At 71.4% G+C, this 20105-nt stretch carries 24 protein-coding genes; 5 read left to right on the top strand and 19 right to left on the bottom strand.

Annotation, left to right across the window (positions count from 1 at the left end; translation table 11 throughout):
• Window positions 1-159: 159 nt before the first annotated feature.
• The 10 genes from trpA to H4W80_RS54800 form a co-directional block, all read right to left on the bottom strand.
• Window positions 160-954, bottom strand: coding sequence for a tryptophan synthase subunit alpha (gene trpA, locus H4W80_RS54845; RefSeq protein ID WP_192792296.1), 795 nt, complete (start codon window positions 952-954; stop codon window positions 160-162).
• Between the two features lie 73 nt (window positions 955-1027).
• On the bottom strand, window positions 1028-2251 hold the full coding sequence (gene trpB / locus H4W80_RS54840) for a tryptophan synthase subunit beta (RefSeq protein ID WP_465263724.1): 1224 nt from the start codon (window positions 2249-2251) through the stop codon (window positions 1028-1030).
• A gap of 20 nt (window positions 2252-2271) precedes the next feature.
• On the bottom strand, window positions 2272-3111 hold the full coding sequence (gene trpC, locus H4W80_RS54835) for an indole-3-glycerol phosphate synthase TrpC (RefSeq protein WP_192792295.1): 840 nt from the start codon (window positions 3109-3111) through the stop codon (window positions 2272-2274).
• 130 nt (window positions 3112-3241) lie between these two features.
• Entirely contained in the window at window positions 3242-3673 is a 432-nt protein-coding gene (locus tag H4W80_RS54830) for a DUF2752 domain-containing protein (protein ID WP_192792294.1), read from the bottom strand.
• Window positions 3674-3699: 26 nt separating this feature from the next.
• Window positions 3700-4218: a CD225/dispanin family protein gene (locus H4W80_RS54825; RefSeq protein ID WP_192792293.1), complete on the bottom strand. Its 519-nt coding sequence runs from the start codon at window positions 4216-4218 to the stop codon at window positions 3700-3702.
• A 161-nt stretch (window positions 4219-4379) separates the two neighbouring features.
• On the bottom strand, window positions 4380-5054 hold the full coding sequence (locus tag H4W80_RS62155) for a DUF4190 domain-containing protein (RefSeq protein ID WP_225964203.1): 675 nt from the start codon (window positions 5052-5054) through the stop codon (window positions 4380-4382).
• A 111-nt stretch (window positions 5055-5165) separates the two neighbouring features.
• Complete coding sequence (locus H4W80_RS54815; protein ID WP_192792292.1) at window positions 5166-5732, bottom strand: Trp biosynthesis-associated membrane protein; 567 nt, start codon at window positions 5730-5732, stop codon at window positions 5166-5168.
• Window positions 5733-5740: 8 nt separating this feature from the next.
• Window positions 5741-6088 (bottom strand): phosphoribosyl-AMP cyclohydrolase, encoded by a 348-nt coding sequence (hisI, locus tag H4W80_RS54810; RefSeq protein ID WP_192792291.1) that lies wholly within the window; start codon window positions 6086-6088, stop codon window positions 5741-5743.
• A gap of 68 nt (window positions 6089-6156) precedes the next feature.
• Complete coding sequence (locus tag H4W80_RS54805; protein WP_192792290.1) at window positions 6157-7938, bottom strand: ABC transporter ATP-binding protein; 1782 nt, start codon at window positions 7936-7938, stop codon at window positions 6157-6159.
• Window positions 7935-9725, bottom strand: coding sequence for an ABC transporter ATP-binding protein (locus tag H4W80_RS54800; RefSeq protein WP_192794316.1), 1791 nt, complete (start codon window positions 9723-9725; stop codon window positions 7935-7937). Before H4W80_RS54800 ends, H4W80_RS54805 begins: the two co-directional genes overlap by 4 nt.
• A gap of 116 nt (window positions 9726-9841) precedes the next feature.
• Between H4W80_RS54800 and H4W80_RS54795 the strand changes: the two genes are divergently transcribed.
• From H4W80_RS54795 to H4W80_RS54785, 3 genes are all read left to right on the top strand, one after another.
• On the top strand, window positions 9842-10471 hold the full coding sequence (locus tag H4W80_RS54795; RefSeq protein ID WP_318787523.1) for a TIGR03085 family metal-binding protein: 630 nt from the start codon (window positions 9842-9844) through the stop codon (window positions 10469-10471).
• A gap of 128 nt (window positions 10472-10599) precedes the next feature.
• The gene (locus H4W80_RS54790; RefSeq protein ID WP_192794460.1) at window positions 10600-10815 is read left to right on the top strand and encodes a hypothetical protein; all 216 of its coding nucleotides are present in this window, start codon (window positions 10600-10602) and stop codon (window positions 10813-10815) included.
• A 62-nt stretch (window positions 10816-10877) separates the two neighbouring features.
• Window positions 10878-12239 (top strand): glutamine synthetase family protein, encoded by a 1362-nt coding sequence (locus tag H4W80_RS54785; protein WP_192792288.1) that lies wholly within the window; start codon window positions 10878-10880, stop codon window positions 12237-12239.
• 90 nt (window positions 12240-12329) lie between these two features.
• Here H4W80_RS54785 and hisF read toward each other — a convergent pair whose 3' ends face one another.
• From hisF to hisD, 9 genes are read right to left on the bottom strand one after another with little or no spacing between them, the layout of a single operon-like run.
• Window positions 12330-13091: an imidazole glycerol phosphate synthase subunit HisF gene (gene hisF, locus H4W80_RS54780; RefSeq protein ID WP_192792287.1), complete on the bottom strand. Its 762-nt coding sequence runs from the start codon at window positions 13089-13091 to the stop codon at window positions 12330-12332.
• Window positions 13088-13498, bottom strand: a complete 411-nt coding sequence (locus H4W80_RS54775; RefSeq protein ID WP_192792286.1) for a Rid family hydrolase — start codon at window positions 13496-13498, stop codon at window positions 13088-13090. The genes hisF and H4W80_RS54775 overlap by 4 nt, the downstream gene beginning before the upstream one ends.
• Window positions 13499-13519: 21 nt before the next feature.
• Entirely contained in the window at window positions 13520-14242 is a 723-nt protein-coding gene (gene priA, locus H4W80_RS54770) for a bifunctional 1-(5-phosphoribosyl)-5-((5-phosphoribosylamino)methylideneamino)imidazole-4-carboxamide isomerase/phosphoribosylanthranilate isomerase PriA (RefSeq protein WP_192792285.1), read from the bottom strand.
• Window positions 14243-14572 carry a hypothetical protein gene (locus H4W80_RS54765; RefSeq protein WP_192792284.1) on the bottom strand — a complete coding sequence of 110 codons (330 nt, stop codon included), beginning with the start codon at window positions 14570-14572 and terminating at the stop codon, window positions 14243-14245.
• A 28-nt stretch (window positions 14573-14600) separates the two neighbouring features.
• On the bottom strand, window positions 14601-15239 hold the full coding sequence (hisH, locus tag H4W80_RS54760) for an imidazole glycerol phosphate synthase subunit HisH (protein WP_318787522.1): 639 nt from the start codon (window positions 15237-15239) through the stop codon (window positions 14601-14603).
• The gene (locus H4W80_RS54755) at window positions 15230-15385 is read right to left on the bottom strand and encodes a hypothetical protein (RefSeq protein WP_192792282.1); all 156 of its coding nucleotides are present in this window, start codon (window positions 15383-15385) and stop codon (window positions 15230-15232) included. Before H4W80_RS54755 ends, hisH begins: the two co-directional genes overlap by 10 nt.
• Window positions 15382-15975 carry an imidazoleglycerol-phosphate dehydratase HisB gene (hisB, locus tag H4W80_RS54750; protein ID WP_185073043.1) on the bottom strand — a complete coding sequence of 198 codons (594 nt, stop codon included), beginning with the start codon at window positions 15973-15975 and terminating at the stop codon, window positions 15382-15384. The genes H4W80_RS54755 and hisB overlap by 4 nt, the downstream gene beginning before the upstream one ends.
• Window positions 15972-17042 carry a histidinol-phosphate transaminase gene (locus H4W80_RS54745; protein WP_192792281.1) on the bottom strand — a complete coding sequence of 357 codons (1071 nt, stop codon included), beginning with the start codon at window positions 17040-17042 and terminating at the stop codon, window positions 15972-15974. The genes hisB and H4W80_RS54745 overlap by 4 nt, the downstream gene beginning before the upstream one ends.
• Window positions 17039-18355: a histidinol dehydrogenase gene (gene hisD / locus H4W80_RS54740; RefSeq protein ID WP_192792280.1), complete on the bottom strand. Its 1317-nt coding sequence runs from the start codon at window positions 18353-18355 to the stop codon at window positions 17039-17041. Before hisD ends, H4W80_RS54745 begins: the two co-directional genes overlap by 4 nt.
• 386 nt (window positions 18356-18741) lie before the next feature.
• Between hisD and H4W80_RS54735 the strand changes: the two genes are divergently transcribed.
• Complete coding sequence (locus H4W80_RS54735; protein WP_192792279.1) at window positions 18742-18936, top strand: hypothetical protein; 195 nt, start codon at window positions 18742-18744, stop codon at window positions 18934-18936.
• A 48-nt stretch (window positions 18937-18984) separates the two neighbouring features.
• Window positions 18985-19995 carry a non-homologous end-joining DNA ligase gene (gene ligD, locus H4W80_RS54730; protein WP_192792278.1) on the top strand — a complete coding sequence of 337 codons (1011 nt, stop codon included), beginning with the start codon at window positions 18985-18987 and terminating at the stop codon, window positions 19993-19995.
• The last annotated feature ends 110 nt before the right edge of the window (window positions 19996-20105 follow it).

The following is a 20105-nucleotide window of genomic DNA, read 5'->3' as shown; positions in this document are numbered from 1 at the left end:
GGTCGTGCGTCACACCGCTTCGGGGCCCCGATCATCACCCGCCCCGGACCGCACGCCAAGGCTTACGCGCCAGATCCTTGGCAAAGCTCCGCCGGGACCTTTGCCGACGTACGTCGGTGAAGGTCCTTAGGAGAGAAGGAGCGCCGGGAGCGCGGAAGCCTAGCGGCGCACGCCCGAGGCCATGTCCCTGGCCAGGGTGGCGATGGAGGCCCGGCCCTCGGCCTCGTCGGACGCGTCGAGGATGCGGCGGATGAACGCCGACCCCACGATCACCCCGTCGGCGTAGGCCGCCACCTCGGCCGCCTGCGCGCCCGTGCCCACGCCGAGGCCCACGCACACCGGCAGGTCCGTGTGGGCCCGGGTCCGCTCGACCAGGCCCTCGGCGGCGACGTTGACGCTCTCCCTGGCGCCGGTGACGCCCATCAGCGAGGCCGCGTACACGAAGCCCGTGCAGCAGTCGACGACGGCCTTGATGCGCTGCTCGGTCGAGCTGGGCGCCACCAGGAACACCGTGTCGATGCCCGCGGACGCGGACGCCGCCCGCCACGGCTCCGACTCCTCGGGCGTCAGGTCGGGCGTGATCGTGCCCACGCCGCCCGCATCGGCGAGGTCGCGGGCGAACCGCTCGGCGCCGTACTTGTCGATGGGGTTCCAGTACGTCATGACGAGCGTGGCCGCTCCGGTGGCGGCGACGCCCTCGACCGTGCGCAGCACGTCGGCGATGCGCGTGCCGTTGACCAGCGAGCGGTGCACCGCGTCCTGGATCGTCGGCCCGTCCATGAGCGGGTCGGAGTAGGGCAGGCCGATCTCGATGACGTCGCAGCCGGCCTCGACCAGGGCCGCGGCCGCGGCGACGTCGCCGCCCTTGGAGGGGAAGCCCGCGGGCAGGTAGCCGACGAGCGCGGCCCGGTTGTCCGCCTTCGCCTTGGCGAAAACCGTCTGAAGAGTCGTCATGTCTGTCCGTTTCGAAGGTCGAGTCCCACCAGTTATCCCCCGGCGCGGGGCCCTGCGCCGGGGTGGCGGCTCGTCAGAGGTTGAAGTATTTCATCGCCGTGCCCATGTCTTTGTCGCCTCGGCCGGAGAGGTTGACCAGGATGGTCGCCTCGGGGCCGAGCTCGCGGCCCAGCTCCAGCGCGCCCGCCAGGGCGTGAGAGGACTCGATGGCCGGGATGATGCCCTCGGTCCTGGCCAGCAGCGAGAACGCGGCCATCGCCGCGTCGTCGGTGACGCCGTGGTAGGTGGCGCGGCCCGAGTCCTTCAGCCAGGCGTGCTCGGGGCCGACGCCCGGGTAGTCGAGCCCGGCCGAGATCGAGTGGGACTCGATGGTCTGGCCCTCGTCGTCCTGCAGCACGTAGGTGCGCGAGCCGTGCAGCACGCCGATCGAGCCGGCGGTCAGCGTGAGCGCGTGCTCGCCGGACTCCAGGCCGCGCCCGGCGGCCTCGTAGCCGTGCAGCTGGACGCCCTCGTCGCCGAGGAACGCGTGGAAGATGCCGATCGCGTTGCTGCCGCCGCCGACCGCCGCGCACACCGCGTCGGGCAGGCCGCCGGTCAGCTCCTGGATCTGGCGGCGGGCCTCGACGCCGATGATGCGCGCGAAGTCGCGCACGATCTCGGGGAACGGGTGCGGCCCCGCGATCGTGCCGAACAGGTAGTGGGTGGAGTCGACGTTGGTCACCCAGTCGCGGAAGGCCTCGTTGATGGCGTCCTTCAGCGTCTGGGAGCCGTTGGTCACCGGCACCACGGTGGCGCCGAGCAGCTTCATCCTGGCGACGTTGAGCGCCTGGCGCTCGCAGTCGACCGCGCCCATGTAGATCACGCACTCCAGGCCGAGCAGGGCGGCCGCGGTGGCGGTGGCCACGCCGTGCTGGCCCGCGCCGGTCTCGGCGATCACGCGCTTCTTGCCCAGCCGCTTGGTCAGCAGGGCCTGGCCGAGCACGTTGTTGATCTTGTGAGCGCCGGTGTGGGTGAGGTCCTCACGCTTGAGCACGATCCTGGCGCCGCCGGCCTGCTCGCTGAAGCGCGGCACGTCGGTCAGCGTGGTCGGCCGGCCCGCGTACGTGCGCAGCAGATGGTCGAACTCCCGCAGGAACTCCGGGTCGTTCTTGGCCTTCTCGTAGACCGCGGCCACCTCGTCGAGCGCCGGGATGAGCGCCTCGGGGACGAACCGGCCGCCGAAGATGCCGAACTTGCCGTGCACGTCGGGGTCGTCGCCGAGCGGGCCGTTGCCCGCCAGGTCGGCGGCGGTCAGGATGGAGCCTTCGTGTGCCACTGCTATCCCTCTGCTGAGTGGTCGGGGCGCGTCGCTGGATGGGCGCCGGCGGTCACCAGAGCCTCCACCGCCTTGCGCGGGTCCTTGCCGGTGACCAGGCTCTCCCCGACCAGGACGGCGTCGGCGCCGGCCCTGGCATAGGCGAGCAGGTCGTGCGGGCCGCGCACGCCCGACTCGGCAATCTTGATCACATTATCGGGGATCTTGGGCGCCAGCTTCGTGAAGACCTCGCGGTCGACCTCGAGTGTCTTGAGGTTGCGCGCGTTGATCCCGATGACCCGGGCGCCGGCGGCGACCGCCCGCTCGAGCTCCTCCTCGGTGTGCACCTCGACCAGCGGGGTGAGCCCGATCGACTCGGCCCGCTCGATCAGCGACACCAGCGCCTCCTGCTCCAGGCAGACGACCATCAGCAGCGCCAGGTCGGCGCCGTGGGCCCGGGCCTCCCAGAGCTGGTAGGAGGTGAGGATGAAGTCTTTACGCAGGATCGGGATGTCGACCCGGGCGCGCACCGCCGCCAGGTCCTCCAGGCTGCCGCCGAACTTGCGGCGCTCGGTCAGCACGCTGATGACGTGGGCGCCGCCCTCTTCGTAGTCGGCCGCCAGCGCGGCCGGGTCGGCGATGGCGGCCAGCGCGCCCTTGGACGGGCTCGACCGCTTGACCTCGGCGATCACCGAGATCCTGTCGCCCCCGAGCGCGGCCATGGCGTCTCTGGGCGCGTGGGCGCGCTCGGCCCGCCGCTTGAGCTCGTCAATGGACACGGCCTGCTGACGTGCGGCGAGGTCGGCGCGCACCCCGTCGAGGATGTCGTCGAGGACACTCGGCCCTTCCGTCCGCTCACTCACGCGCTTGAGGTCCCTCCGGTCGACTGTGGGGGCGGCGGAGAGTTCGCGTCGCGTCCGCTCTCTGCCTTGTCCTGCGATGGTATCGGCCCGCACGGGGTCACCTCGCCACAGGCCCCCCGGCTGGGAGTCCCTACGGAGCGAGGAACGCCCCGAACGGCAGGTTACGGACGACCCAGTAGACCATGACGATGGCGAGGAACGCCCACAGCCACGCCGGATGGGCGAGCGTGGTGCGTCTCGGCCTGCCCTGCCAGGCGCGTACGACCCATCTGCCCCACCAGAACAGCAGGAACGGCATCATGGCCACGGCGAGAGGGTTCATCCCGAGCGCGGTGGCCGGGTCGAGGTGGGCGAGCGCGTGAATGGTGCGCAGCGTGCCGCAGCCCGGGCAGTAGAGGCCGGTCATCCACAGGAACGGGCAGGTCGGGTAGTGGCCCGGCTGGTTGGGGTCAACCACCCCGACGAACGCGAACACGGCGCCCGTCGCGCCCGCAACACCGAGCGGCGCGAGCAGGTCCTTGAGACGTGCCGCGCCGCGCCGCTCGGTTGTTGCGATGCTCATGCTCCCAGTATCCGCCTTCCGGCTCACTAACTCATGCTCGGGAAGCTAGCGGCCAGGAGGCCGAACATCACGACGCAGAAGAGGATGACCAGGACCCACCAGATGATGCCGGCGATCAAGGACCGCTTCCACCAGGTCTTGGCCTCCTCGCTCGCCAGCGCAGCCCCCTGGAAGTCGCCGATCTGCCACTTTGAGTTGACCTGCGTGGACTTGACGATCGACACGATGCCCAGGGGAAAGCAGCAGAACACGGTGGTCAGGATGGCCGCTACCAGGTAGTTGTCCGGCGGGTTGCCCCCGGCGGGAGGCTGCTGGCCGTAACCGCCGCCAAAGTCGCCGCCGCTCGGGGGCTGCTGGCCGTAGCCGCCACTCGGCGGCTGCGACCCGTAGCCGCCGCTCGGAGGCTGCTGACCATAACCACCGCCGCTCGGAGGCTGCTGACCATAACCGCCACCGTGGCCGCCGCCGCTCGGGGGCTGCTGACCGTAGCCGCCACCGGGCGGCTGCGATCCGTAGCCGCCGCCGCCCTGATTTCCGTAACTCATGAAGAACCTCTCATGTCGTCATCTGTGGCGAGTTGCGCGGCAGCCTAGCGAGAATAAGCTCCCTATATGGAGGAACGTCCGCTTTGCGGAAGATTCGTAATCGGACCGCAAGCGGCTCGTCACGGTCCGGACACACATGCGAGCGGGGGTTACCGACCGGGTCAGTAGTCGTACGAGGACGACGTGGCGGCGGCGCTGAGCCCGATCATCGAGAGGATGAGACCGCCGAAGATGATCCAGCACAGCACCCAGATCACGACGGTGATGTAGGACGTGACCAAACCGCCGATGGCCATGCCGGAGCCTTCCTCCCCGCTCTTCTTGATGCGGTTGAGGGCGATGTGGCCGAGGATGACGCCCGGAATGCTGGTGAGGCCGCAGAAGATCAGGCCGATGATGCCCAGGACGAGCGAGGCCACCGCCATGCCGTTGGTCGACCTCGGCTGCTGGGGCGGCATGCCGTAGCCGTAGCCCTGCTGACCGTAGCTGGGAGGCTGCTGACCATAGCCACCGCCACTCGGGGGCTGCTGACCGTAGCCAAGCTGCTCCTGTGGGTAGCTGGGCGGCTGTTCGCCGTACCCGCCCTGACCGTAACCGGGTTGCTGACCGTAGCCGCCACCCCCGCTCGGGGGCTGCTGACCGTAGCCGCCACCCCCGCTCGGGGGCTGCTGGCCGTAGCCGCCACCTCCGGTCGGGGGCTGCTGGCCGTACCCGCCCCCGTAGCTGGGCGGCTGCTGGCCATAACCGCCGCCCCCGCTGGGGGGCTGCTGGCCGTATCCACCACCGGGCGGCTGCGCGCCGTAACCCCCACCGCTGCCCTGATCCCCGTAGCTCATGCGCTTGGCTCCTAAGTGTTCGTGGCGTGTTGCAACGGCAGCTTATTGAGGAAACGTTTGCCAAGCAGACAGAGGTTCAGAACAGTAAAGAAATCGTCATAGCGCAGAGGGTCAGCGGGAGTCGGTGGGATCGTCGCCGCGGTCGAGCGCGTCCCACAGCGCCCGGTCGTCCTTGACCTCGGCGCGAGCCTTGTCCGCGCCCCCGTCGGCTCCCCTGTCGTAGCGCGCCGACATGCCCGCCCACCTGCCGCCGCGCACGATCGCGACGATCCCGCCGGCGATCACCAGGACCGCTCCGGCGGCCGTGACCGCCGGCCAGAGCGGGGCGACCTCCCAGGGGAGGTCGGCGGCGCCGCGCAGGACGTTCTGCTCGCGCAGCCAGCCGGTGACGGTGTCGCCGCCGAGCGCCGTCCACGTCCCGGCCGCCGCGCCCGCCCCGCACAGGGCGACCAGCGCCCCGACGACGCGGCGTCCTACACCCTTGGTGGCCAGCACGGCCACCACCCCGGCCAGCGCGGCCAGGGCGACGGGGGTCAGCACGGGGCTGAGCTCGCCTCCGGTGGGCGCGGCCACGCCCACCTCCAGCATCCGCACCCAGGCCCGGCTCGCGCCGAACAACACGAGCACGCATCCGAGGACGGTCGCCCCCAGCCAGCCCCACAGCTCTCTGTGCCCCATGCTGCCTGCTATCCGAGCGGGATCTCGAGCTGGTCGGCGTCGAAGCACGTGCGGTCTCCGGTGTGGCACGCGCCGTCGACCTGGTCGACCTTGAGCAGGACGGCGTCGCCGTCGCAGTCGAGCGCCACCGCCTTGACGTGCTGGACGTGGCCGGAGGTGTCGCCCTTCACCCAGAGCTCGGCGCGGCTGCGGGACCAGTAGGTGGCCCGGCCGGTGGTGAGCGTCCGATGCAGCGCCTCGTCGTTCATCCAGGCCAGCATGAGCACCTCGCCGGTGTCGTACTGCTGGGCGATGGCGGCGACGAGGCCGTCCGCGTCGCGCTTCAACCGCGCGGCGATCTTGGGGTCAAGGGACATGCGTCCATTCAACCAGCCTGCCCGCGTGCCCGGCCTACCGGGCACGCGGGCAGGCCGCCGCGTTCGGTTCAGGAGCGGGCCGCGGAGACCCACGACGCGTGCAGGTCGGCGTACACGCCGGGCTCCCCCACCAGTTCGGCGTGCGGGCCGCGCTGCACCAGGCGGCCCGCGTCGAAGACCAGGACCTCGTCGGCGTTCTCCGCCGTCGACAGGCGGTGCGCGATCGAGACGGCCGTACGGCCCCGCGTCACGCCCTCCAGCGCCCGCGCCAGCCGTACCTCCGTGGCCGGGTCCACCGCCGAGGTGGCCTCGTCCAGCAGGAGCAGGTCGGGGTCGGCCAGGTACGCCCGCGCCAGGGCGACGAGCTGCCGCTCGCCCGCCGAGAGCGACTCGCCGCGCTGCCCCACGGGGGTGTCCAGCCCGGCGGGCAGGCCCTCCACCCAGTCGGCCAGGCCCAGCTCGGTCATCGCGAGCCGGATCTCCTCGACGGTGGCCGACGGCCTGCCGTAGCGGATGTTCTCCTCCAGCGTCCCGTCGAACAGGAAGCCGTCCTGCGGCACCATGACGATCCGCTCGCGCAGCGAGGAGAAGCGGACGTCGCGCAGGTCGTGGCCGTCCACCGTGACGCGGCCCCCGGCCGGGTCCATGAGCCGGGTCAGGAGCTTGGCGAACGTGGTCTTGCCCGACCCCGTCTCCCCCACCACCGCGACCCGCGAGCGCGGCGGGATGTCCACGGTGACCTCGCGCAGCACGGGCGCGCCGCCGGGATAGGAGAAGTGCACGTTCTCGAAGGCGACCGAGATGGGGCCGCGGGGCAGCGTCACGCCCCGCTCGCCGGGGTCGGCCACGTCGGCCGGCGTGTCGAGCACGCCCAGGATGCGGCGCCAGCCGGCGATGGCGTTCTGGGCCTCGTTCAGCACCTCGGTGGCCGTCTGCAGCGGCGAGACGAACAGGGTGACCAGGAACAGGAACGCCACCAGCTGCCCCTGCGTGATGTCGCCCGACAGGCCGAGCCGCACGCCGAGCAGCACGATCGCGCCGATGGCGACGGCGGCCACGATCTCGGTCAGGGGGAAGACGAAGCCGACGATGGTCTGCGCCCTGATCTGGGCGCGCCGGTTGGCGTCGACGGCCGTGTCGATGCGCTCGGCGGTGCGGTGCTCGGAGGCGTACGCCCTGATGACGGTGGCGCCGACGACGGACTCGCTGACCGCCGCCAGCATGTCGCCGGTGCGCTCGCGCACGATCGTGTACGCCCGCGACAGCAGCCGCTGGAAGCGCGGCAGCGCGATCATCAGCGGGATGAAGCACGCCCAGACGAGCAGGGTGAGCTGCCAGGAGTAGACGAACATGAGCACGGTCGCCACGAACAGCTGCCCGAACGCCACGATGATCATCAGCCCGCCCCACTGCATGAACGCGCTGATCTGGTCGATGTCGTTGGTGACGCGCGAGACCAGGGAGCCGCGCCGCTCGGTGTTCTGGGTGAGCACCGACAGGTCGTGGACGTGGCGGAAGCCGCGCACGCGCAGGGTCGCCAGGGACGACTCGGTGGCCTTGTAGAGGCGGACGTTCATGACGTACGCGGCCAGGGCCGTGAGCAGCACCGCGGCCGCACAGATGAGAACGGCCTTGGTGATGTACGGAATGTCCGGCGAGCCGCCCTTGAGCCCCGTGTCGATCGTCTGCTGGACCGCGATCGGCACGATGATCTTGCCGATGGTCGCGATGACGGCCAGCGCCAGCGTGCCCGCCAGCCCCTTGCGGAACTCGGGGGTGAGCGAGAGGCCCTGCCGGAGCGTGGCCAGCGCGGAACGTTCAGAGTTGCCCTGGATGCTCTGCGCCGTCATGCGCTGACCCCTTCTTCCTCTTCTGCCTGCAGGTCGATGGCGGCGCGCTCGGCTTCCTCGCGCTCGTAGGCGGTCACCAGGTTGCGGTAGCCCTCGCAGCGCTCCAGCAGCTCCTCGTGCGTGCCCCGGTCCACGACCCGGCCGTGGTCGAGGAAGACCACCTCGTCGGCCAGGGCGATCGTGGCCAGCCGGTAGGCGACGACCACGACGGTCGAGGACTCGGCCGCGTCCCGCAGCCCGTACAGGATCCTGGCCTCGACCTGCGGGTCCACGCTGGAGGTGGCGTCGTCGAGGATGAGCAGGCGGGGCCGGCGCACGACCGCGCGGGCCAGCGCGAGGCGCTGGCGCTGGCCGCCGGACAGCGTCGCGCCGCGCTCGCCGACCCGGGTGTCGAGCCCGTCGGCGAGCCTGGCCACGAACCCGTCGGCCTGGGCCAGCCGCAGGGCGGCCCACACGTCCTCGTCGCCTGCCTCCACGCCGAGCGCGACGTTGCCGCGCACGCTGTCGTCGAACAGGAACGTCTGCTGCGGCACCAGCGCCACCGACTCGGCGATGCCGCCGTAGGCCAGCTCGCGCAGGTCCACGCCGTCGAGCAGCACCTGTCCCGTGCCGGGGTCCACGAGCCGGACGAGCAGCTGCACGAGCGTGGACTTGCCCGAGCCGGTGGGCCCGACCAGGGCGACGGTACGGCCGGCGGGCACGTCGAAGGTGACGTCGTGGAGCACCTGGGCCTCGCCGTAGGCGTAGGAGACGCCGGAGACCTCCAGCGCGGCGGGGGTGGAGGCGGCCGGGGCGGCCGTGCCGCCGTACTCCATGGAGCCGGTGGCCTCCAGCACGGCCTGCACCCGCTGCCAGCCGACGACGCTGCGCGGCAGCTCGGCCAGCACCCAGCCGAGCGCCCTGATCGGGAAGGACAGCAGCGTGAACAGGTACGCCACCTGCACCAGGTCGCCGGAGTCGATCGCGCCGGCGGACAGCCGTCCCGCGCCGACGGCGAGCACCGCGAGCACGCCGAGCGTGGGCAGCGCCTCCAGCAGCGGGTCGAACAGCCCGCGCACGCGGCCGACCGCGATGTTGGCGTCGCGCAGCTCGTGGGCGCGGCGACGGAACCGGTCGGTCTCCAGCTCCTCCCGGCCGAGCGTCTTGACGACGAGCGCGCCGTCGAAGCTCTCGTGCGCGATCTCGCTGACCTCGGCCCGCAGCTGCTGCGCGCGGGTGGCCAGCGGGCTGAGCTTGCGCTGATAAATCAGGTTAAGTACGGCGATAGCAGGAAAAATCAAGAAGCCCACCAGCGCGAGCACGAGATCCGTGAACAGCATCGCGATCGCCGCGGTGAACAGCATGACGATCACGCCCACGGCCATCGGCAACGGCGCGAGCGGTGCCCAGGCGGCCTCGGCGTCGGCGCTGGCGTTCGACAGGAGCTGCCCGGTCGGGTGCTGGTGGTGCCAGGACAGTGGCAGCCTCAGGTACTGCTTGGTCACGTCCCTGCGCGACCTGGCCTGCATGCGGTACTGCATGACCCCCGCCAGGATGCGGCGCCCGGCCACGCCGACCGCCTTGAGCAGCGCCGTCCCGACGATGAGGAGCACTCCCGTCCAGAGCGCCCCCGAGGCGACGCGGCCGGACCCGAAGGCCGGCAGCACCACGTTCTGGGTCGCCCAGCCCAGCGCCCACGCGGACGCGACGGTCATGCCGCCATAGACCGCGCTGGCCAGCACCGCCAGCGCGAACACCGCCTTCTCCGTGTGAATGGCCACCCCAAGGACACGCAGCCCTTGACGCATCACGGCCGAGGTGACCTTGGTCGCCACGCGGCACGTTCCCCTTCCAATCCGGTATATCTGCCTAAGTCACTATCACTCCAGATATGCACGTTATTCCCACCGGTAGGGTTGACCACGTGACCTACGCTCGCGACGAACGCTCCGCGCTCTGCGACCTGTTCGACCGCCTCGGTCCCGACGCCCCCACGCTCTGCACGGGCTGGACCACCTACGACCTGGCCGCCCACCTCGTGCTGCGCGAGCGCAGGCCCGACGCGATGGGCGGCATCGCGCTCAAGCCCCTCGCCGGCTACACCGCCTCGGTGCAGAACGGCCTCAAGGCCAAGCACCCCTTCCCCGAGCTGGTCGGCCTGGCGCGCGAGCCGGGCGGCGTCTACGCGCTGCTGCCCTTCCTCGACGAGTCCGTCAACACGCTGGAGCTCTTCGTCCACCACGAGGACGTCCGCCGCGCCCAGCCGTCATGGGAGCCCCGCGAGCTGTCCGACGACCTCGAGCGGCTCATCTGGAAGCGGGTCTCCACCGGGGCCCGGCTGATGCTGCGCAAGGCGCCGGTGGGCGTGGTGCTGCACCGGCTCGGCGGCGGCGTGGCCCTCGGCGGCCCCCGCGGAGGGGCGCGGGTCGAGGTCACCGGCCGGGCGGCCGAGCTGCTCATGTTCTGCTTCGGGCGGCAGCGGCACACCAGGGTGGAGCTGACCGGCGACCCGGAGGACGTCGAACGGTTGCGCGACGCCTCCCTCGGCGTCTGAGTGATCGGTAAGACCTGTCACAGAAATCCCGGTGAACAAGGGGTTCCCGTCAGACCTTCTGCACTTACCATTGGCTCAGTAAGGAAGCCCCCCGGTTAGGATCATGTACATCTTCACAGAAGATGCCCATGATCGCCCAGATCCGGGTATATACGGCTGGGAATGGACTGCAGGAGGCCCCCATGCAGGTCAAGAAGGTGATCACCTACGTGGCTGTCGCGTTCGTGGTGTTCTACCTGTTCACCAAGCCGACCCAGGCTGCGAACGCGGTCAACGGAGTGTTTGACGGAATCATCCACGGAGCCGATCAATTGGCTGTGTTCTTCACAAATGTTCTGACCTGACGCGAGGCTGCTGTCTGCGTCAGATGCTTCCCCGCGCTGCCGGATCGTGTTACGCAGGCAGGATGAGAGATCGCCCGAGCGGCACAAAGATCAATCAGCTCGATCCCAACGCGCGGCGGATCCTCGAGCGAGCGGAGCTCGAGGGCATCGAGCTGATCCGTTTTCTGTACGCCGACCACGGTGGTGTGATCCGGGGCAAGGCCGCGTCCCGGTCGAGGTTGGCGGAACGCCTCAGCACGGGCATCGGGCACACGGTGGCCATGATGGCGATGAACATGCTCGACCAGCTCCAGGACGTCGAGCACATGGGTCCGGTGGGCGAGGTACGCATTGTCCCCGACCCCGCCACCTACGTCCCGTTGCCCCATGCTCCGGGCGCGGCGGCGATGCTGTCCGACCTGCGCCTGCCGGACGGCTCGCCCTGGGGGGCCTGCGCGCGCACCTTCCTCAAGGAGGCCGTCGCCGAGCTCGCCACCGAGGGCTACACGCTGGTCGCGGCGTTCGAGCCGGAGTTCACGCTCGGCCGCCGCCTGCCCGACCCGGCGGGCGGCCCCGACCGGCTGGTCCCGCTCGACGACTCGCTGTGCTATGCCAACGCCGGGTTCGACACGGCCCACGACTACACGATCAAGCTCATCCGCGCCCTGGAGACGCAGGGGCTGCGGGTCGAGCACTACCATCCCGAGCTCGGGCCCGGCCAGCAGGAGCTGTCCGTGCGCCACGCACCCGCGCTGCGCGCCGCCGACAACCACGTCCTCTACCGCGAGACCGTGCGCGGCACGGCGATGCGCATGCAGATGTGGGCCACGCTGGCCCCCAAGCCGCTGCCCGACCAGGCGGGCAACGGCGCCCACCTGCACCTGTCCCTGTGGAGCGACAACCGCAATCTCTTCGCCGAGGACGGCGAGGTGCGGGACGGGTTCATCGGCGGCCTGCTGGCCCACCTGCCCGGCCTGACGGCGCTCACCTGCGGGAGCGTCAACAGCTTCCGGCGGCTGGCGCCCCGCACGTGGTCCAGCGCGTACGCCGTCTACGGGCCCGACAACCGCGAGGCCGCGGTACGCGTGTGCTCCCCCCTCGGCGAGAGCGGCGAGCCCAACCTGGAGCTCAAGCCCTCCGACTCCTCCGCCAACCCCTACCTGGCGCTCGGGGCCGTCATCCACGCCGGCCTGGACGGCATCCGGCGCAAGCTGGACCCGGGGGCCGCCGTGGACGTCGACCCGGACACCCGGCCCGGCCAGTACACCCGCCTGCCCGCCTCGCTGGACGAGGCGCTGGACGCGCTGGAGGCCGACGAGGTGCTCATGGAGGCGCTGGGGACGCTGCGGCGCAGCGCGTACCTGGCGGTCAAGCGCTCGGAGGCGGCGGCGTTCGCCGCGAAGGACGTGGCGTACGAGCTGTTCCACCACCTGCGGGTCTTCTGAGGACACCCGCGGGCGGGACTTGCGACGGTACGGACGCGCGCAGGCGGGCCTGGTGACCCGCCCGCACGCGGTGACGCTCGCCCCGGCGGGCTAGCGGACCGGGTGGCCCGCCATCCGGAGCGTGTCCTTGACCTCGGAGATCTTGAGCGTGCCGAAGTGGAACACCGACGCCGCGAGCACGGCGTCGGCGCCCGCCGCCACCGCCGGAGAGAAGTCCTCCAGCCGGCCGGCGCCGCCACTGGCGATCACCGGCACCCGCACCGCAGCGCGGACCGCGCGCAGCATCTCCAGGTCGTAGCCGTCGAGCGTGCCGTCACCGTCCATCGAGTTGAGCAGGATCTCCCCCACCCCGAGCTCCTCGCCGCGGGCCGCCCACTCCACCGCGTCGATCCCGGTGCCGCGGCGACCGCCGTGCGTGGTCACCTCGAACCCGCTGGGGGTGCCGGGCGCGCGGCGGGCGTCCACCGACAGCACGACGCACTGGGCGCCGAAGCGCCGCGACGCCTCCGTGAGCAGCTCGGGCCGGGCGATGGCGGCCGTGTTGAGGGACACCTTGTCGGCCCCGGCCCGCAGCAGGCGGTTGACGTCCTCCACCGCCCGCACGCCGCCGCCGACGGTGAGCGGGATGAACACCTGCTCGGCGGTCCTGCGCACCACGTCGAGCATGGTCTCCCGCTCGCCGGACGACGCGGTGATGTCGAGGAAGGTCAGCTCGTCGGCGCCCTCCTCGTCATAGCGCCTGGCCAGCTCGACCGGGTCTCCCGCGTCGCGGAGGTTCTCGAAGTTGACGCCCTTGACCACGCGGCCGGCGTCCACGTCGAGACAGGGAATGACTCTTACGGCTACGGTCATGCTCGGTGTGCCTCGATTTCGATCTCGACCAGCATTCTCGGGTCGACCAGCCCGGCCACCCTCACTCCGGTGCAGGCGGGGCGCACCTTGCCGAAGACCTCGCCGATGGCCTGCCCGACGAGGTCGAAGTGGCGCTGCTCCACCACATAGTAACGGACCATGACCACGTCATCGCTGGTCAGACCGCCCATCAGGACGGCCTCCAGCGCGATGTCGATCGCGGTCAGGCTCTGTCTGTAGGCGTCGCCGACATGGCGCACCTCTCCCTCGACGGTGGCCGTGCAACCGGAGACGATCACCCGGTCACCCGCCACGACGGCACGGGCATAGCCGTACCGCTCCTCCCAGATGCCGCCGGAAAACACCCTGCGCCCGGTGCTTTCCATACCAAAGATGCTGACGCTCATCTCGCCCCCTCCCGGCAAGAGCTACACGCGTACTGCGGCAAGCGCGTCTTCCAGTGTGAACGCGTGAGCGTAGAGCGCCTTGCCCACGATGGCGCCTTCCAGCCCGTCGGGGACGAGGGACGCGAGCGCGACCAGGTCGTCGACGGAGGAGACGCCGCCGCTGGCCACGACCGGCCGGCCGGTGCGGGCCAGGATCCGGCGGTAGAGGTCGAGGTTGGGGCCCTTCAGCATGCCGTCCTTGGTCACGTCGGTGACGACGTAGCGGGGGCAGCCGTCGGCCTCCAGGCGGTCGAGGACCTCCCACAGGTCACCGGCGTCCTCGGTCCAGCCGCGGGCGGCCAGCGTGGTGCCGCGCACGTCGAGCCCGACCGCGATCTTGTCGCCGTGCTCGGCGATGACCTTGCGGCACCACTCGGGATTCTCCAGGGCGGCGGTGCCGATGTTGACCCGGCGGCAGCCGGTGGCCAGCGCGGCGGCCAGGGAGTCGTCGTCACGGATGCCGCCGGACAGCTCCACGTTCACGTCGAGCCGCCCGATGACGTCGGCGAGCAGCTCCCGGTTGCTGCCCCGGCCGAACGCGGCGTCCAGGTCGACCAGATGGATCCACTCGGCGCCCGCCTCCTGCCAGGCCAGCGCGGCGGCCAGCGGCTCGCCGTAGCCGGTCTCGGTCCCGGCCTCGCCCTGCACCAGGCGTACGGCCTGGCCCTCGACGACGTCCACGGCGGGGAGCAATACGAGCGACATTCAGATCCTCCGGTCGAAAGCGAGGGTCACGACAACGGGCACCAGCAGCAGTGAGAAGACCAGGACGGCGAGGCTGAGCGGGAGCGAGCCCCACACCAGCCACACGATGGCCTGCACGAACAGGAAGCCCAGCGCGACCACGATGTTCTGGGCGCGGTGGCGGCGGGCGATCAGGCCGCCCTGGCGGTAGAAGCGCACCGGGCGCGGGGTCAGCCGGGCCAGCAGGGCGCGGCGGCGGGCCCGGCGCGCCTGCCGCTCCTCGTTGGCCCGGATCGCGCGCGCCCGCTCCGCCTCCCGCTCGGCCCTGCGGCGCGCGCGTTCCTTGCTCATGAGAGCCTGGATGTGCTGATCGCGGCGCTCACAGCGTGCCGAGCCAGTTCTTCAGCAGCACGGCTCCGGCGTCGCCGGACTTCTCGGGGTGGAACTGGGTGGCCTTGAGCGGGCCGTTCTCCACGGCGGCCACGAACGGGACGCCGTGCTCGGCCCAGGTGACCAGCGGCTCGGCGAACCCCTCACCGGCGTGCAGCTCCCACTCGCGCACCCCGTACGAGTGCACGAAGTAGAAGCGGGTCGCGGCGTCGAGCCCGGCGAACAGCACGCTGCCGGCGGGCGCCTTGACCGTGTTCCACCCCATGTGGGGCAGCACGGGCGCCTCCAGCCGCTCCACCGTGCCCGGCCACTCGGCGCAGCCCTCGGTCTCCACGCCGTGCTCGACGCCCCGGGCGAACAGGATCTGCATGCCCACGCAGATGCCCAGCACCGGACGCCCGCCGGACAGGCGCCGCCCGATGATCCGCTCGCCGCGCACGCTCCTGAGCCCGGTCATGCACGCCTCGAACGCGCCGACGCCCGGCACCACCAGCCCGTCGGCCTCCATGGCGGCGTCGAAGTCGGACGTGACGGTCACGTCGGCGCCCACCCTGGCCAGCGCCCGCTCGGCCGAGCGCAGATTGCCCGACCCGTAGTCGAGCACCACGACCTTCTTGCCTACCACCACAGCACCCCCGCCGTGATCGCCATCGCCGCGCCCAGCGCGCAGACGGCCGCACCGATCTTCAGCCCCTGCTTGGCCAGCGAGAACACGCCGCCGATCAGGAACAGCCCGATGAACACCATGACGATGGCGAGCGTGTTCTCGCTCACAGGACGCCCTTGGTGCTCGGCACGCCCGTGGCGCGCGGGTCGAGCTCGGACGCCTCGCGCAGCGCCCTGGCCAGCGCCTTGAACTGGGCCTCCACGATGTGGTGGGCGTTGCGCCCGTAGGGCACGTGGACGTGCAGGCAGATCGCGGCCTGCGCGACCAGCGACTCCAGGATGTGGCGGGTCATCGTCGTGTCGTACTCGGGGCCGATCATCGGCGCCATGCCCTCGGGCTCGGAGTGCACGAGATAGGGACGCCCGGACAGGTCGACGGTGACCTGGGCCAGCGACTCGTCCAGCGGGCACGACGCGCTGCCGAACCTCCTGATGCCCGACTTGTCGCCCAGCGCCTCGCGGAACGCCGCGCCCAGCGCGAGCGCGGTGTCCTCGATCGTGTGGTGGGAGTCGATGTGCAGGTCGCCCTCGGTCTTGACCGTCAGGTCGAACAGCCCGTGCTTGCCGAGCTGGGCCAGCATGTGGTCGAAGAAGCCGACCCCGGTGGACACCTCGACCCGGCCGGTGCCGTCGAGGCCGACCTCCACCAGGACCGAGGTCTCCTTCGTAACGCGCTCGACGCGGCCTACGCGACTCACAAGACTCCTTCCAGGGCGGCGCGGAAGGCCGCCATCTCCTCACCGGTGCCGATCGACACCCGCAGCCATTGTGGCGGGCCCACCTCGCGGATGAGCACCCCGCGCTCCAGCAGTCCCTCCCACACCTTGCGCCGGTCGGGGAAACGCCCGAACAGCACGAAGTTGGCGTCGGAGTCGGCCACGGCCAGGCCCTTGGAACGCAGCCACGCGACCGTGTCGTCGCGCTCGCGCCGCAGCGCGTCGACCGTGCCCAGCAGCTCGGCGCGGTGCCGCAGCGCCACGCGCGCCGCCGCCTGGGTGAGCGTGGACAGGTGGTACGGCAGGCGCACCAGCAGCAGCGCCTCCACCACGGCCGGGTGGGCGGCGAGATAGCCGAGCCGGGTGCCCGCCATGGCGAACGCCTTGGACATCGTCCTGGTGACGATCAGCCTGGGGTGCTCGGGCAGCAGGGTCAGCGCCGACGGGGTGCCCTCGCGGGCGAACTCGGCGTAGGCCTCGTCCACCACGACCATGCCCTTGGCCGCCGCCAGCACGGCCTTGATCGTCTCCAGCGGCTGGGCGGTGCCGGTCGGGTTGTTGGGCGAGGCCAGGAACACGATGTCGGGCTGGTGCTCCTCGATCGCCGCCGTCGCCTTGCCGGGGTCGATCGAGAAGTCGTCCTCGCGGCTGGCCGAGATCCACTCGGTGCTCGTGCCGCTGGTGATGATCGGGTGCATCGAGTAGGACGGCTCGAACCCGATGGCCGTGCGGCCGTGGCCGCCGAAGGCCTGCAGGATCTGCTGGAGCACCTCGTTGGAGCCGTTGGCGGCCCACACCTGCTCGGTGGTCAGGCCGTGGCCGAGGTAGCCGGCCAGCTCGGCGCGCAGGGCCGTGGCGTCCCTGTCGGGGTAGCGGTTGAGCTCGCCCGCGCTCTCCCGGACCGCCTCGGCCAGGTCGGCGACCAGCTCGGCCGAGGGCGGGTAGGGGTTTTCGTTGGTGTTGAGCCTGACGGGGACGTCGATCTGGGGCGCGCCGTACGGCGACTTACCCCGGAGGTCGTCTCGGATGGGCAGGTCGTCGAGGTTCACGCGGTCTCCGTGGGAATCTGCCAGTCGAATCGGGCGCGGATCGCGGCGCCGTGGGCCGGAAGGTCCTCGGCGTCCGCCAGGACCGACACGTGGGCCGCCGCGCCCGCGAGGGCGTCGCGGGTGTAGTCGACGACGTGGATGCCGCGCAGGAACGACTGCACCGACAGGCCGCTGGAGTGGCAGGCGCAGCCGCCCGTGGGCAGCACGTGGTTGGACCCGGCGAGGTAGTCGCCGAGCGACACGGGGGCGTACGGGCCCACGAAGATGGCCCCGGCGTTGCGGATCCTTCCGGCTACTTCCGAGGCGTTCGCGGTGTGGATCTCCAGGTGCTCGGCGGCGTACGCGTCCACGACCTTGATGCCGTCGTCGATGGAGCCGACCAGCACGATGCCCGACTGCCTGCCGCTCAGCGCCTCGGTGATGCGCTCGGTGTGCTTGGTCGCCGAGACCTGCGCCGGCAGCTCCCTCTCGACCGCGCCGGCCAGCTCGGCGCTGGTGGTGACCAGCACGGCGGCGGCGATCACGTCGTGCTCGGCCTGGCTGATCAGGTCGGCGGCCACGTGGACCGGGTCGGCCGTCTCGTCGGCCAGCACGGCGATCTCGGTCGGGCCCGCCTCGGAGTCGATGCCGATGCGCCCCTTGAGCAGCCGCTTGGCGGCCGCCACCCAGATGTTGCCGGGACCGGTCACCATCGTGGCGGGCGGGCACTCCTCCGTGCCGTAGGCGAACATGGCCACCGCCTGCGCCCCGCCCACCGAGTAGACCTCGTCCACGCCGAGCAGCGCGCACGCGGCCAGGATCGTGGGGTGCGGCAGCCCGCCGAACTCCTTCTGCGCCGGGCTGGTCACGGCCAGCGAGGCGACGCCGGCCTCCTGCGCCGGGACGACGTTCATGACCACGCTGGAGGGGTAGACCGCGCGGCCGCCGGGGACGTAGAGGCCCACCCGATCGACCGGCACCCACCGCTCGGTCACGGTGCCGCCGGGCACGACCTGGGTGGTGACGTCGGTGCGCCGCTGATCGCGGTGGACCAGCCTGGCCCGCCTGATCGACTCCTCCAGCGCCGCCCTGACCTTGGGGTCGAGCTCGCGCAGGGCCGTGTCGATGGCCTCGGCGGAGACGCGGGTGGAGGCGATCTCGACACCGTCGAACCTGGCGGTCAGCTCCCGTACGGCTGCCGCCCCGCGATGGCGCACGTCGTCGCAGATGGGCCGCACCTTCTCCAGGGCGGCCTCGACGTCGAGCTCGGCGCGGGGCAGCACGTCGCGCAGGTTCTCCGGAAGAGAACCGCGCATGTCAATACGGGAAATCACCATCACAGTCTACGGAGTCCGGCCCCTGAATCAGCTTCTGTCCACCATCCGGGACGGCGTGCCGCCCCATCCGGATGGAGAACGGAGGGCGGCCGCGGGCGGCGCTCGCCGACGTCGCAGCCCGCGGCCGCCACGGCCCCGGACCGGGCCCGCCGGGGCGCCGCCGTGGCCGTCGCGGGGCACGGCCACGGCCGGGAAAGCCGAGAGTCGTCATCAGTGCCCGCCCCGAGCCCCCGATAACGCCGAACGCCCAAAATGGCGCCAATATCTCTTTACCCTGAGGTCGGGCGCCCATGTCCCGGAAAAGCCATCACCCCGCCCGCCAAGGTCAGAGGCGTACTTTCCCATTACGTGTCCATTATGTCCGCGCCCTTACAGTTACACCGGTGGGACAGTGGCGAGCCCCCGGAGGCATCCTGGTCGAGGCGATCATCTTGGACGATCGCCCGCTGCTGCGTGTCTCGCACCGCGTCAACGGCACGACGTACCTGCAGGGCTACTGCGCCACCGTCGCCGAGCTCGCCGCCCACGGCGTGGACCTGGCCGAGCTCGTCGAAGACCCCCCGCTTGACCATCTGTAGACCCCGGCCCGCCACTGTCGATCAGCCGCCCGGGGTACGGCCTGCACCATGGTGCGGCTGCCGGCCTACGCGCCGATGCTGGCGCAGCTCGGCACCCTGACCTCCGTCCAGGGTGCGGACTGGGCCGTGGAGATGAAATGGGACGGCGTGCGCGCCCTCGCCTACCTCCAGGGCGGCGCCGTCCGCCTGATGTCGCGCAACGCCAAGGACATCACCCCCGCCTACCCCGAGCTCCAGCTCATGGCCGGCGCCGCCGGCGGGCACGCCGCCGTGATCGACGGGGAGATCGTGGCGTTCGACGAGACCGGGCGGCCCAGCTTCGAGGCGCTGCAGCCCCGGATGCACCAGCGCAACCCGGCGGCGGTGGCCGAACTGGCCAGGTCGGTGCCGGTGACGTTCATGGCGTTCGACATCCTGCACCTCGACGACGACAGCACCGTCTCCCGCCCCTACAGCGCCCGCAGGGAGCTGCTCGAGACCACGTTCACGCCCGGCTACCGCTGGGAGGTGCCCGTGTGGTTCGCCGACCACGCCGGGCTCGCGTTCGACTCCTCCCGGCAGCTCGGGCTCGAAGGCGTCGTGTGCAAGCGGATGGGCTCGCCGTACCGGCCCGGCAGGCGCAGCAGCGACTGGACGAAGGTCAAGAACGTACGCACCGCCGAGGTCGTGATCGGCGGGTGGAAGCCGGGGGGCGGGCGGCGTTCCGGGATGATCGGGTCGCTGCTGCTGGGCGCCTACGACCAGCGGGGGCGGCTGCGGTTCGTGGGGCACGTCGGGACCGGGTTCACCGAGGCCATGCTGCGCGACCTGGGCGAGCGCCTGGCGCCCCTCGAACGCCCCGGCCCGCCGTTCGACGAGCCGGTGCCGCGCGAGCACGCCAGGGACGCGCGCTGGGTGGAGCCGCGCCTGGTCGGGGAGGTGCAGTACGCCGAGGTCACCGGCGACCGCCGCCTGCGCCACCCGTCGTGGCGCGGGCTGCGGCTCGATCGCGAGCCGTCCGAGACCAGCACCGCCGAGTTCCTTCCCCCCGGCCTCACCGGCGACGCCGCGGCCGGCTGAACCCCGGGCCGCACCGGCCGCACCGCAGCCGGTTGAACCCAGGCCGCACCGGCGACGCCGCAGCCGGTTGACCGCCGGGACGCTATGACGACACGGAGCGCCTAACTACA

The organism is Nonomuraea angiospora (assembly GCF_014873145.1).
GTDB classification, from domain to species: Bacteria; Actinomycetota; Actinomycetes; order Streptosporangiales; family Streptosporangiaceae; genus Nonomuraea; species Nonomuraea angiospora.
This window is presented reverse-complemented; position numbering and strand designations above follow the sequence as displayed.

Excerpts from the sequence above, each read along its gene's own strand:
- trpA (WP_192792296.1), bottom strand. The coding sequence starts at position 954 with ATGACGACTCTTCAGACGGTTTTCGCCAAGGCGAAGGCGGACAACCGG.
- H4W80_RS54830 (WP_192792294.1), bottom strand. The coding sequence starts at position 3,673 with ATGAGCATCGCAACAACCGAGCGGCGCGGCGCGGCACGTCTCAAGGAC.
- H4W80_RS54825 (WP_192792293.1), bottom strand. The coding sequence starts at position 4,218 with ATGAGTTACGGAAATCAGGGCGGCGGCGGCTACGGATCGCAGCCGCCC.
- H4W80_RS62155 (WP_225964203.1), bottom strand. The coding sequence starts at position 5,054 with ATGAGCTACGGGGATCAGGGCAGCGGTGGGGGTTACGGCGCGCAGCCG.
- H4W80_RS54815 (WP_192792292.1), bottom strand. The coding sequence starts at position 5,732 with ATGGGGCACAGAGAGCTGTGGGGCTGGCTGGGGGCGACCGTCCTCGGA.
- hisI (WP_192792291.1), bottom strand. The coding sequence starts at position 6,088 with ATGTCCCTTGACCCCAAGATCGCCGCGCGGTTGAAGCGCGACGCGGAC.
- H4W80_RS54805 (WP_192792290.1), bottom strand. The coding sequence starts at position 7,938 with ATGACGGCGCAGAGCATCCAGGGCAACTCTGAACGTTCCGCGCTGGCC.
- H4W80_RS54800 (WP_192794316.1), bottom strand. The coding sequence starts at position 9,725 with ATGCGTCAAGGGCTGCGTGTCCTTGGGGTGGCCATTCACACGGAGAAG.
- H4W80_RS54790 (WP_192794460.1), top strand. The coding sequence starts at position 10,600 with ATGATCGCCCAGATCCGGGTATATACGGCTGGGAATGGACTGCAGGAG.
- H4W80_RS54785 (WP_192792288.1), top strand. The coding sequence starts at position 10,878 with ATGAGAGATCGCCCGAGCGGCACAAAGATCAATCAGCTCGATCCCAAC.
- hisF (WP_192792287.1), bottom strand. The coding sequence starts at position 13,091 with ATGACCGTAGCCGTAAGAGTCATTCCCTGTCTCGACGTGGACGCCGGC.
- H4W80_RS54775 (WP_192792286.1), bottom strand. The coding sequence starts at position 13,498 with ATGAGCGTCAGCATCTTTGGTATGGAAAGCACCGGGCGCAGGGTGTTT.
- priA (WP_192792285.1), bottom strand. The coding sequence starts at position 14,242 with ATGTCGCTCGTATTGCTCCCCGCCGTGGACGTCGTCGAGGGCCAGGCC.
- H4W80_RS54765 (WP_192792284.1), bottom strand. The coding sequence starts at position 14,572 with ATGAGCAAGGAACGCGCGCGCCGCAGGGCCGAGCGGGAGGCGGAGCGG.
- ligD (WP_192792278.1), top strand. The coding sequence starts at position 18,985 with ATGGTGCGGCTGCCGGCCTACGCGCCGATGCTGGCGCAGCTCGGCACC.